Origin of the sequence: Burkholderia sp. RS01 (assembly GCF_039748055.1) — a bacterium.
Classification (GTDB): Bacteria; Actinomycetota; Actinomycetes; order Actinomycetales; family Micrococcaceae; genus Arthrobacter.
Genome location: NZ_JBDLAK010000014.1, coordinates 123,568 through 135,436 on the forward strand (window position 1 = coordinate 123,568; position 11,869 = coordinate 135,436).

Annotated in this window: 9 protein-coding genes; 7 read left to right on the forward strand and 2 right to left on the reverse strand. The window is 66.9% G+C overall.

All coding sequences use genetic code 11. The annotated features are described in order from the left end of the window. Window positions 1-76: 76 nt before the first annotated feature. The 4 genes from ABFP37_RS14355 to ABFP37_RS14370 all read left to right on the forward strand — a co-directional run bounded on the left by ABFP37_RS14355 (window position 77) and on the right by ABFP37_RS14370 (window position 3,436). Window positions 77-844, forward strand: coding sequence for an SDR family oxidoreductase (locus ABFP37_RS14355; RefSeq protein WP_078028591.1), 768 nt, complete (start codon window positions 77-79; stop codon window positions 842-844). Window positions 845-855: 11 nt separating this feature from the next. After that, a complete protein-coding gene (locus tag ABFP37_RS14360) occupies window positions 856-1,020 on the forward strand; it encodes a hypothetical protein (RefSeq protein ID WP_347033976.1) in 165 nt (54 codons plus the stop codon). Window positions 1,021-1,132: 112 nt separating this feature from the next. Beyond that, window positions 1,133-2,488: an MFS transporter gene (locus ABFP37_RS14365; protein ID WP_347033977.1), complete on the forward strand. Its 1,356-nt coding sequence runs from the start codon at window positions 1,133-1,135 to the stop codon at window positions 2,486-2,488. 102 nt (window positions 2,489-2,590) lie between these two features. Beyond that, window positions 2,591-3,436 carry a triose-phosphate isomerase family protein gene (locus ABFP37_RS14370; RefSeq protein WP_347033978.1) on the forward strand — a complete coding sequence of 282 codons (846 nt, stop codon included), beginning with the start codon at window positions 2,591-2,593 and terminating at the stop codon, window positions 3,434-3,436. Between the two features lie 21 nt (window positions 3,437-3,457). Here the strand turns inward: ABFP37_RS14370 and ABFP37_RS14375 are convergent, their stop codons facing one another. Further along, window positions 3,458-3,754, reverse strand: a complete 297-nt coding sequence (locus tag ABFP37_RS14375; RefSeq protein WP_056633683.1) for a hypothetical protein — start codon at window positions 3,752-3,754, stop codon at window positions 3,458-3,460. A 289-nt stretch (window positions 3,755-4,043) separates the two neighbouring features. On the opposite strand from ABFP37_RS14375, the gene ABFP37_RS14380 reads away from it, so the two are divergent. After that, the gene (locus ABFP37_RS14380; protein WP_347033984.1) at window positions 4,044-6,542 is read left to right on the forward strand and encodes a Tex family protein; all 2,499 of its coding nucleotides are present in this window, start codon (window positions 4,044-4,046) and stop codon (window positions 6,540-6,542) included. Window positions 6,543-6,631: 89 nt separating this feature from the next. On the opposite strand, the gene ABFP37_RS14385 is transcribed toward ABFP37_RS14380, so the two are convergent. After that, a complete protein-coding gene (locus tag ABFP37_RS14385) occupies window positions 6,632-8,944 on the reverse strand; it encodes an FdhF/YdeP family oxidoreductase (protein WP_347033979.1) in 2,313 nt (770 codons plus the stop codon). Between the two features lie 167 nt (window positions 8,945-9,111). Between ABFP37_RS14385 and ABFP37_RS14390 the strand changes: the two genes are divergently transcribed. Next, on the forward strand, window positions 9,112-11,010 hold the full coding sequence (locus tag ABFP37_RS14390) for a gamma-glutamyltransferase (RefSeq protein ID WP_347033980.1): 1,899 nt from the start codon (window positions 9,112-9,114) through the stop codon (window positions 11,008-11,010). Between the two features lie 107 nt (window positions 11,011-11,117). Then, entirely contained in the window at window positions 11,118-11,438 is a 321-nt protein-coding gene (locus ABFP37_RS14395; RefSeq protein ID WP_347033981.1) for a hypothetical protein, read from the forward strand. Window positions 11,439-11,869: the final 431 nt, after the last annotated feature.

Below are 11,869 nucleotides of genomic sequence, written 5' to 3' on the forward strand. Positions count from 1 at the left end.
GCGTCAGTCACTGCCCGGTCCTTGCCGGGCAGTGACTGTTGCTGCCTGCCCTTCGCCACACCCCAGGAGCCTATTCATGAGCATTTTTCCGTCAGAACGCACCGCAATCGTTACCGGAGCCGTCTCCGAGCGCGGGATCGGCCGGGCCACGGCCAACTACCTCGCCGAGCAGGGCTGGAACATCGGCATCATCGACCTCGACGACGCCCTTTGCCGGGCCACGGCCAAGGAAATTGCGGAACAATACGGTGTGAAGGCGCACGGCGCCGGCGCCAATGTGGCCGATGAGGCGTCGGTGCGTGCCGCGATCGACTCGATCGAGGCCGAACTTCCGCAGATCGTCGCGCTCGCCAACGTGGCAGGCGTCAGCTCGCCAGTTCCGTACCTGGAGCTCGACGCCGCCGAGTGGGACCGCGTGCTGAACATCAACCTCAACGGCGTCCACTACGCCACGCGCCGCGTCGCAGAGTCCATGGTCAAGAACCGGATCGGACGCATCGTGAACATCTCCTCCGTCTCCGCCCAGCGCGGCGGCGGAACCTTCTCCAAGACCCCGTACTCCGTGGCGAAGGCCGGCGTCATCGGCCTGACCCGCGCCACCGCCCGCGAACTGGGCGAGTACGACATCACCGTCAACGCCATCTCGCCGGGCCCCATCGACACCGACATCATGGGAGGAACGCTGAGCCAGGAACGCAAGGACGAGCTCACCAAGGACCTCGTGGTCAACCGCGTCGGATCCACCCGCGACATCGCAGCAGCCATCGCCTTCCTCATCAGCGAGGACGCCGGATACATCTCCGGCCAGACGCTGAATGTGGATGGCGGCCTCTACATGCACTAGGAAGGACCACCATGGCCCAGAACAACCACCGCGCCGGCCCGGCGAGCACACGGCCGGCAAGCGCCCAGGCACTTACCGCCGGATTCAGCTCGTGGACCAGGGAACGCAAGATTTACCTGGCCGTCGGCGTCCTCGCCAGCCTGGTGGGCGTACTGCTCATCGCGTTCTCGCTCTGAGGGCTCCGCTGACTCAGACGCTCCGCTGAATTACCTGACTGATTCCCGTCGAATCGGTCTCATCGTTTTGCCCATCTGATTTGCTCACTGACTTACTCAACGAGGAGTTTGAATGACTGTCGCATCATCGACGTCCACCACCAAGGAGTTGCTGGACTCGCCGGTTCTCAAATCGGCCATCTCGAAAGCGTCCTTCCGGCTCATGCCGATGCTCGTCATCCTCTACGTGGTGGCCTTCCTGGACCGCACCAACGTGGGCTTCGCCGAGGCAGCCCTCGGCGTGGACAAAGGCATCACCGCCGGTGCGTACGCCCTTGGCGCGGGCATCTTCTTCATCGGCTACGCCCTGTTCGAGATCCCGTCCAACCTGCTGCTGACCAAGTTCGGCGCCAAGGTGTGGCTGGCCCGTATCGCCATCACCTGGGGCATCGTTTCGGCCTGCTTCGCCTTCGTCCAGGGCGAGACCTCCTTCATCATCCTGCGGTTCCTGCTGGGTGTGACCGAAGCCGGGCTGTTCCCGGGCGTCATCATGTTCCTGGCGGCCTGGTTCCCGAACAAGGTCCGCGTCAAGATGTTCGCCATCTTCTACCTGGCCCAGCCGTTCTCCCAGATGATGGGCGCACCGCTGTCCGGCTGGCTCATCAACATCGGCGACCAGGTCCCCGGCGTCCAGGGCTGGCAGGTCATGTTCTTCGTCGAGGGCATACTCGCGGTGCTCGCCGGCGTCGCCGCCTTCTTCTTCCTCATCAACAGCCCGCAGGACGCCAAGTTCCTGGCCAAGGACGAGAAGAAGGCCCTCCTTGACGTCATGGCCCTCGAGGACACCGTCAAGGAAGAATCCGGTCCCCGTGGCGTGCTCGCGGCCATGAAGAACGGCAAGGTCTGGTACTTCACGGTGATCTACTTCTGCCTCCAGATCGCGGTTTACGGCGTGACGTTCTACCTCCCGCAGCAGGTGGCCCAGCTGACCGGCCAGAAAGTTGGCCTCGCCGTCGGGCTCATGGCAGCCATCCCGTGGTTCTTCGGCATCTTCGCCTGCTACTTCATCGGCAAGGCGGCCAACACGGTGGTCCGCCGCCGTGTCTGGGGTACCGGGCTGTTCATCTCCACGGGCCTCTGCATCTTCGGCTCGGCCTGGGCCGGCGCCAACCACGTTCCGGCACTGGGCATCGTCTTCATTTCGCTGGCGGTCTGCAGCTTCCTCTCGATCGGTCCCATTGCCTGGTCCTACCCGACGGCGTTCCTCACCGGAACCGCTGCCGCGGCCGGCATCGGACTCATCAACTCGCTCGGTAACCTGGGCGGCTTCGTAGCCCCGATCCTGCGGACCACCGTCAACCAGGTCACCGCATCGGACACCGGCACCATGGGTGTCTACGCGCTCGGTGTGCTGCCGTTCCTCGCAGCAGCCATGATGTTTGGTACCAGGAAGTTCCAGAACAAGGCAGACGAACTCCTGGAAAAGTAGGCACTGAAAGAGGCTGGCTGGTGCCCGATCGAACCTCGTATTGATCAGGCGCCTTCGCAAGTCGAGGAATGCCAGTCCCGGAACGAAACGGCAGGAAACACATTGACGCAGCTCAACCCGGCCAGCACCGGCACCGTGTACGTCGGAGTCAGCACCAAGATGTACCTCGGCTACCGGGACAGCCTGCGCTGGCTGGGCGAGCTGCGCAATGAAGTGGACGCCCGTCCGGCCCTCGCGGCCGGGCGGGTGGTCCCGTTTGTCATCCCGTCCTTCCCCGTGCTGCCAGCCGCCGGCGAGATCATTGCCGGCTCGCCGCTGGTCCTTGGTGCACAGAACTGCGGCTGGGCCGACGGCCCGTGGACCGGGGAAGTGTCGCCGTCGCTCCTCGCTGAGCTGGGCGTCCGGCTGGTCGAAATCGGCCACGCCGAACGCCGCCGCCACTTCGGCGAGGACGACGCCATGGTTGCGCTCAAGGTCAAGGCGGCCGACGGCGCCGGCGTCACCCCGCTGCTGTGCGTCGGGGAGGAAACCACTCCGGCGGCGGACGCCGATCCAGCCGACGGCGCCGGGGCAGCAGCCGCTTTTGTGTACGGACAGATCGAGGCCGCGATCCGGGGCGACTGGGACCTCGCGTCACGGCTGGTCATCGCCTATGAGCCCGTCTGGGCCATCGGCGCTGCCGAGCCGGCCAGCGCGGCATACGTGTCCGCCGTCGTCCGTTCCTTGCGGGACATGTTGGACGCCCACCGGTCCAATGAGGGCGGTTCGCACGGCGGCCGCAGTCTGCGGGAGCTGCCGGTCATCTACGGCGGCTCCGCGAAGCCCGGGCTGCTGCCCGACCTCAAGGGTGTGTCGGGCCTCTTCCTGGGCCGGTTCGCGCACGACGCCGCGAACTTCGGCAAGGTGCTGGACGAGGCGCTGTCGTTGGCGGAGACCCAAGGACAGTAGGGTCTTCAGCGGCAAGGCGCTTCAGAGGAACGCCTCGCGCCCGGTCCCTTCGCTGAGCACCAGCTCGCCGTCCTCGATGGACACGAGGAGGCTGCGGGGCCTGCCGTGGAGCTTCTTTTCGGCGCTGAGGTTGCGGCTGGTGACTTCCACGCCCACCGTGGCGCCTTTTGCGGGCAGTTCCACGGACACTTCCTCGGCCATTCCCAGGAGCGCCCGGGTAGTGACATCGCGGTCGTACCGGGCCTCCTTGCCGTTGACCGTGATGGCGACTTCGTCCCCGTTGAAGCCGTCCTGAAGAATGATCAGCAATTCCTGCATGATGCGCCGCCTATGCCGAGGACTTTCGCTGCCTACAGTCACTACACCACTTAAGCCCTGCCGTGGGTAGAGTGCGTTGGTTGGCCCGGGCCGGCCTGCTGGACGTGCCCGCCGTGTGCCCCCGTCTTCCGGCCGGGGTCCCTCCCGGATGGGCTGTTTTCCCGCCGTGCGGGGCCAAGTGAGGCAAAATGTACGGGTGACCCAAATCCCGCAGCCCCGTTCCGTGCCCGCGCCAGCAACAGTACCCACGCCCACCGCTGAGCGTGCTGCCGACCAAGGCGCCGCCTCCATCGCGGCCCAGATCGCCGACGAGCTCGGCGTGAAGACCTGGCAGGTGAAGGCCGCCGTGGACCTGCTCGACGGCGGATCCACCGTTCCCTTCATCGCCCGGTACCGCAAGGAAGCCACCGGGACGCTGGACGATACCCAGCTCCGCGAGCTCGACGAGCGCCTGCGGTACCTCCGCGAACTGGAGGACCGCCGTCGTGCCGTCCTTGAAGCGATCGCCGCGCAGGGGAAGCTGACGCCGGAACTGCAGGCCGCCGTCGTCGGCGCCGACACAAAATCCAGGCTGGAGGACATTTACCTGCCCTTCAAATCCAAGCGCCGCACCAAGGCGCAGATCGCCCGCGAGGCCGGGCTGGAGCCGCTCGCGGATGCGCTGCTCAAACGGCCCGAGCTGGATCCGGAGCAGGAGGCCGCGAAGTACCTGAACTCCGAGCACGCTATCGAGGACCCGGCTTCCGCGCTCGCCGGCGCGCGGGCCATCATCGTGGAGCGCGTGGCGCAGGATCCCGACCTCGCCGAGACGCTGCGGGAGAGGCTGTGGACGCAGGGGCGGATGGCGTCGCGCGTGAAGAAGGGCAAGGAGTCCGACGGCCAGAAGTTCGCCGACTACTTTGACTTCTCGCAGGCACCGTCGGGCATGCCGTCGCACCGGGTGCTGGCGCTGCTGCGCGGCGAGAAGGACGGCGTCCTGGAGCTCGACCTTGCCGAGGCGGACCCGGCCGACGACGACGCCCTCGCCGCCGCGCGCGCCCGTTACGAATCAGCGGTGGCCAGGTTCCTCGGGGTGGCCGACCGCGGCCGGCCTGCCGACGCTTGGCTGCTGCAGACTGCACAGGTGGCGTGGCGCTCCCGGGTGCTGGCGCGGCTGACGGCTGACCTGCGCGGGCGGATGTTCGCCGCCGCGGAGGACGAGGCCGTCCGTGTCTTCGCCGCCAACCTGCGGGATGTGCTGCTGGCCGCCCCCGCCGGAAACCGCGCCACCCTGGGCCTGGATCCCGGGCTGCGCACCGGCGTGAAGGTGGCTGTGGTGGACGGGACGGGCAAGGTGGTGGCCACGGACACCGTCTATCCGCACGCCCCGGCGCGCAAGTGGGACGAGGCGCTGGCCGCGCTCGTACGGCTGGCGCGGAGGCACGCCGTCGAGCTGGTGGCGATCGGCAACGGGACGGCGTCGCGCGAGACGGACAAGCTCGCGGCCGAACTGCTCAAGAGGCTGTCCGCGGAGGCGGCCGCAGGAACAGAGGCGGCTGCCGGGACTGGGGCGGCTGCCAGCGGGGCTGTGAAGCCGCAGAAGCTCGTGGTGTCCGAGGCCGGCGCGTCCGTGTACTCGGCGTCAGCGCTGGCCGCGGCCGAACTGCCGGGCATGGACGTGTCCCTGCGGGGCGCCGTCTCCATTGCGCGGCGGCTGCAGGACCCGCTGGCGGAACTCGTGAAGATCGATCCGAAGTCGATCGGCGTCGGGCAGTACCAGCATGACGTGACCGCAGCCAAGCTGGACCGCAGCCTGGACGCCGTAGTGGAGGACTGCGTGAACGCGGTGGGGGTGGACGTGAATACGGCATCGCCCGCGCTGCTGAGCCGAGTGGCCGGCGTCGGACCGCTGCTGAGCGAAAACATTGTGGCCTACCGGAACGAGCACGGGCCCTTCGCCAAGCGCAGCGAGCTGAAGAAGGTGCCGCGGCTGGGCGCCAAGGCCTTTGAGCAGTGCGCCGGGTTCCTGCGGATCACCGGGGGAGCCGAGCCGCTCGATGCCTCCAGTGTGCACCCGGAGGCGTACTCGGTGGCGCGGAAGATCCTAGCCGCGGCGGGTGCTCGGTCAGGGGCTGCATCCGGCAACGCAGGTGGGCCGGTCCATGCTGGGCTTCTGCCGGCGGGGGCGGCCGCGGCCAGTTCCCTGAATCCGGAGGACTTCGTGGACGGCACGTTCGGCTTGCCCACGGTCCGCGACATCATCGCCGAGCTGGAGAAGCCGGGACGGGATCCGCGGCCGGCGTTCAAGGCGGCCACCTTCTCCGAGGGCATCGAGAAGATCTCCGACCTCAGGCCCGGCATGGTGCTCGAGGGAACCGTCACCAACGTTGCCGCGTTCGGGGCGTTTGTCGACGTCGGCGTGCACCAGGACGGGTTGGTCCACGTGTCGGCACTCGCCAACCGCTTCGTGTCGGATCCGCGCGAGGTGGTGAAATCCGGCCAGGTGGTGAAGGTGAAGGTGCTCGAGGCGGACCCCGAGCGTAAGCGCATCTCCCTCACGCTGAGGCTCGACGACGAACCGGCGCCCTCCGGAGGAAGCGGACCTTCAGGAGAACGTCAGAAGAGCGGGGGCCGTCAGGCGGGCGGGGACCGGGCACGTTCCGGGGACCGTCAGGCGGGAAGCAACCGCCAAGCCGGAGGCAGCCGTCAAGAGACGGCAGCCCCGCGGAAGGCGTCTCCTCAACAGGCACCGAGCCAGGCGAACACGGCCATGGCGGAAGCGCTGCGGAAGGCCGGCCTCGCGAAGTAGCGGCCACACAAGCAGGCCAAACAACTGAAGCGGCCGGCGGCATTTACCGCCGGCCGCTTCAGTTGTGTGTTGACATCTGTGTGTTGAGGTCAGCTCAGTTGCCGGACCTGCTCCTCATGCGGAAGGAACCGCACCGTCATGGCCTTGTAGCCGGGGGTGTTCGACTCGCGGGCCACGAGCTCGCGGTGGACCAGGGCGTTCGCCTCCGGGAAATAGGCCGCTGCGCACCCGCGGGGAGTGGGGTAGAACACCAGCCGGAACTTGTCCGCCCGGCGCTCCTGGCCCTGGAAGGTGCTGACGACGTCAACAAGATCGCGGTCCTGGAAGCCGAGCTCGGCGGCGTCGTCCTTGTTGATGAGGACGACCCGGCGGCCGTTGGAAATGCCGCGGTAGCGGTCGTCCTGGCCGTAGAACGTGGTGTTGTACTGGTCGTGGCTGCGGACGGTCTGGAGGATCAGGTGCCCTTCGGGGGCCTTCAGGTATTCCAGCGGGCTGACGGTAAACCGCGCCTGGCCGATGTCGGTGGCGAAGCTGCGGGTGTCCCGCGGCGGGTTCGGCAGGATGAAGCCGTTCTTCATCCTGAGCCGCTTGTTGAAGTCCTCGAAGCCCGGGAGTACGCGGGAGATGTGGTCGCGGATCACGTCGTAGTCATCCGCCATCGCCTTCCAGTCCACGGCATGGTCCGGGCCCAGCGTGGCTGCGGCCATGCGGGCCACAATCACGGGTTCGGCCAGCAGGTGCTCGGACACGGGGGTCAGCCGGCCTTGGGTGGAGTGCACGCAGGACATCGAATCCTCGACCGAGAGGATCTGGCGGCCGCCGGGATGCTTGTCGTCGGTGTCGGTCCGGCCGAGCGTCGGCAGGATGAGCGAGGTCTGGCCGTGCATCACGTGCGAACGGTTGGGCTTCGTGGAAATGTGGACCGTCAGCCCGACGCGCTTCATCGAGGCTTCCAGGACTTCGGTGTCCGAGCACGCCAGCGCGAAGTTGCCGCCCATCGAAACGAAGACGTCGACGTCGTCGTTCTCGAAAGCCTCAACAGTCTCCACGGAATCCAGGCCGTGCTCGCGCGGCGAAACGATCCCGAATTCCTGGTCGAGGGCGGCGAGGAGCCATTCCTTGGGCTTCTCCCAGATGCCCATGGTGCGGTCGCCCTGGACGTTGGAGTGGCCGCGGACGGGGCAGGCGCCCGCGCCGGGCTTGCCGAAGTTCCCCTGCAGCAGCAGGAGGTTGATGATCTCCTTGATCGTGTCCACCGAGTGCGGCTGCTGGGTGAGGCCCAGGGCCCAGCAGATGATGGTGGCCTTGGACTTGACCAGCATCTGGGCAATCGTGGAAATCTGCAGCCGGGACAGCCCGGTGGCAATTTCGATTTCCGCCCAGTCCAAATCCTTGCGGGCTGCGCGGTAGGCGTCGAAGCCCTCGGTGTTGGCCGTGACGAACTCGTGGTCGACGACGGAGCCAGGGACACGCTCCTCCTCTTCAAGCAGGAGGTGCCCGAGCGCCTGGAACAGGGCAAGGTCGCCGCCCACCTTGATGGGCAGGAACTCGTCGGCCAGGGACGAACCGTTGCCAATGACGCCGGAGATCGACTGCGGGTCCTTGAAATTGAAGAGGCCGGCTTCCGGCAGCGGGTTCACGGCCACGATCTTGCCGCCGTTGCTCTTGCAGTCAGCAAGCGCGGAAAGCATCCTCGGGTGGTTGGTTCCGGGGTTCTGCCCGACAACGAAAATCAGTTCGGCGTTGTGGATGTCTTCCAGGGACACGGTCCCCTTGCCGATCCCGATGGTCGGGTTCAGGGCGCTGCCCGAGGATTCGTGGCACATGTTGGAGCAGTCCGGCAGGTTGTTGGTGCCGATGGAACGGGCGAACAGCTGGTACATGAACGCTGTTTCGTTGGCGGTCCGGCCGGAGGTGTAGAAGACCGTGCGCTCCGGGGTGGTGGCGCGAACATGCTCGCCGATCAGGGCGAAGGCTTCCTGCCACGCGATGGGGGAGTAGTGGGTGTTACCGGGGCGGATCACCATCGGATGGGTGATGCGCCCTTGGTTTCCGAGCCAGTACTCCGTTTTGGTGGCCAGTTCCGCGATGGAATGCTCCGCCCAGAACTCCGGGGTCACGGTGCGGAGTGTGTTTTCCTCCGCGACGGCCTTGGCGCCGTTCTCGCAGAACTCCGCCGGCTTGCGGGTTCCTTGCGACTCCGGCCAGGCACAGCCCGGACAGTCCGTGCCGTCGCGTTGGTTCAGGCGCAGCAGGGACTGCATAGTCCGCGTCACGCCCGCCTGGGCGATCCCGCGTTCGAGGGCGACTTCGACCGCCTTTAGCCCGGCGGCTGATTTCTTGGGTTTTCCGACCAGCAGGTCATCTTCATTGATGTCATCGACAGGAGCTCCGCGTTTCATTAGTTCATCCTGACCGGTAGCCGACGCGAAATCGAGCTTATGGGGTGAATTTGGGCTCGAAAGCCTTGCCATAACGGTCCACGGTTGAATTGTTACCGAGTTTCCCGTCAGACTCTCCCCTGCGCGGGGTCCCGGGCTGTGCGGGAGGGCGTGGCTACAGTAGCCCCATGAGTTTCACGCGGCCGGACCAATTCACCACCCGTCCCACCCTGCGGGGAACGTTCGGCATGGCTGCCTCCACGCACTGGCTTGCCACGGCTACCGCCCAGGCCGTGCTGGAGCGGGGCGGCAATGCTTTCGACGCCGCCACCGCGGCCGCGTTCGTCCTGCACGTCGTGGAGCCGCACCTCAACGGGCCGGGCGGTGACATGACCGGAGTGTTCAGCACAGCGGCGGAACCGGGAAAACCCGTCATCCTGATGGGGCAGGGCCCGGCGCCTGCCGGCGCCACTGTTCAGCACTTCCTGGACGAAGGACTGGACTTGGTTCCCGGCTCCGGTGCGCTTGCCGCTGCAGTACCCGGCGCCGTCGACGCCTGGCTTTTGCTGTTGCGGGACCACGGGTCGTGGGAACTGGCGGAAGTGTTGGACTTCGCGATCAGGTATGCGCGGGATGGGCACCCGGTGCTGGCGCGGGTAGGGAGCACCATTGCCGCGGTGGCCGGGCTGTTCCGGGAGCACTGGCCCACGTCCGCTGAGTTGTGGATGCCCGGCGGACGGATTCCGGAGGAGGGCGAATTGATCCGGAATCCGGCCCACGCCCGAACCCTGCAGAAGCTGGTGCAGGCGGGGGCCGGCCTCGGCGAGGCTGTCACGACTGCGTCGCACACGCGTGAAGCGCGCATTGACGCAGCTCGGCGGGAGTGGAGTGAGGGATTCGTTGCGCGCGCCGTGGCCAAGGCGGTGCAGGCACCGCACCGCCACTCGTCGGGGACGGACCACCGCGGCGTTCTGGCCATGGCGGACCTGGCCGGATTCCGCGCGTCCTATGAAGACGCGGCCACGCTGGAATTCCGCGGCCACACCATCGCCAAGACGGGGCCGTGGGGGCAGGGGCCGGCCCTGTTGCAGACGCTGGCCATACTGAACGGTTTCGACGACGACCGCCTCGACCCTTCCACGGAACTCGGCGCGCACACCATCCTTGAGGCGCAGAAGCTGGCGCTCGCTGACCGCGAGGCCTACTACGGCGACACGGACGTTCCGCTGGACTACCTGCTGTCGTACGAATACGCCGCTTCGCGCCGCGAGCTGATCACGGACAACGCCTCCCACGACTTCCGCCCTGGCAGCGTGCCCGGCCGGGAGCCGTTCATGCCCGCGCTGCGCACCGAGTATGTGCCGCCAGCGCTCGCCGGTGACGACGGCGGGCCGCACGCCGACGGCGGGCGGCGCCTGACCGGCGGTGCCGGTGTTGGTTTCGCCGGCGTTGGCGAGCCGACGCTCGGCGAACCCACCGTGGAGGCGACGGGGGAGACTCGCGGCGATACGTGCCACATCGACGTCGTGGACCGCTGGGGCAACATGGTCTCGGCCACTCCGTCCGGCGGCTGGCTCCAGTCCTCGCCTGCCATACCGGAGCTGGGCTTTTGCCTCGGGACCAGGCTGCAGATGACATGGCTCGAAGAGGGGACGCCGTCCACTCTCACGCCGGGCAAGCGGCCCCGGACCACGCTGACGCCAACACTGGTGCTGCGCGACGGCGTTGCCGTGACTGCCCTTGGCTCACCGGGCGGAGACCAGCAGGATCAATGGCAGCTCCTGTATCTGCTCCGGACGATCGTTGGCGGATATTCGCCGCAGCAGGCGATCGACGCCCCAGCGTTCCATACGACGTCGATGCCCGGCTCGTTCTGGCCCCGCACGTGGGAGCCGGGTGGCGCCGTCGTCGAGGACCGGCTGGGCGACGACGTGATAGCGGGCCTCGAGCGCAGGGGGCACAGAATCACGCGGGCGGGTGACTGGGCGCTGGGCCGGCTCTCTGCCGTCGGCCGTGATCCGGCAACGGGCGTGCTCCAGGCCGCCGCCAATCCGCGCGGGGCTCAGGGATACGCGGCAGGGAGATAGCGGCCGGGAGTTAAACGCGTGCAGGTGGACGCTGGCTCGAGCGATTCATCTGCCTCGCAGGCGCGGCGGGGTTTCGGCCATGGGGGCCTTTCTGCAAGGACGGCAGCATGACTTATTTCTTGAAATACACGGTTCCTACTGCGCCCGACAACGCCGAATTCGAGTTTCCGCACGATGAAATCCAGACCGGGACTACCATCCCGCTGTCGGAAATGGACGCTGAAATAGTCCACACGCCCGAACTGCCGGCCCGCACGGGCATTATTGGGGCCACGGTTTCTGAGGCGAAGCTTGAAGCCGAACAGCTGATCCTGCACAGCCGCGCCACGGAGGCGACTTTGTATGAGGATCCCTCCAACTCCCTGCAGGCCGGCGTCGGAAACGTTGTGGCCACATTCGCGGAAGGCAGCGGCTGGCAGGACGCCTAGGGCGTCGCGCTGAATTCAGACGATGAGTTGACGCGGTGAACTGCCCCCGCGAATTGAGAAGCTACTGCAGCGCCCGGACGCCCTGAACGGGACCGGGCGCTGCGTTGATTAGTGCGCGGACTCTGTCACCCGAACCGGCCTTCGCGGGCCCCACGGCTCCCGCGACTTGGTCTGGGGGTTCCAGCATTATTCAGGCACTCCCCAGCGCGATCATTTAGGCACTTCCCGGCGTGCGGGTGGCTTCTTCGCGTCGCGCCCTCACATCTCGGCTTCCCCGTGTCCGATTGCCTGGGCAGAGGGTTTCCCAGCTTGCGTTCCCCGGTGGGTTTAGTTGTGGTGTTGGTGGTTGCGGCGGGGTGTTTGTTTGGGGTCGATGTGGGGTGGGGGGATGAACCAGGGGATGCCGGTTTGCATGTGGATGGTCCATTGTT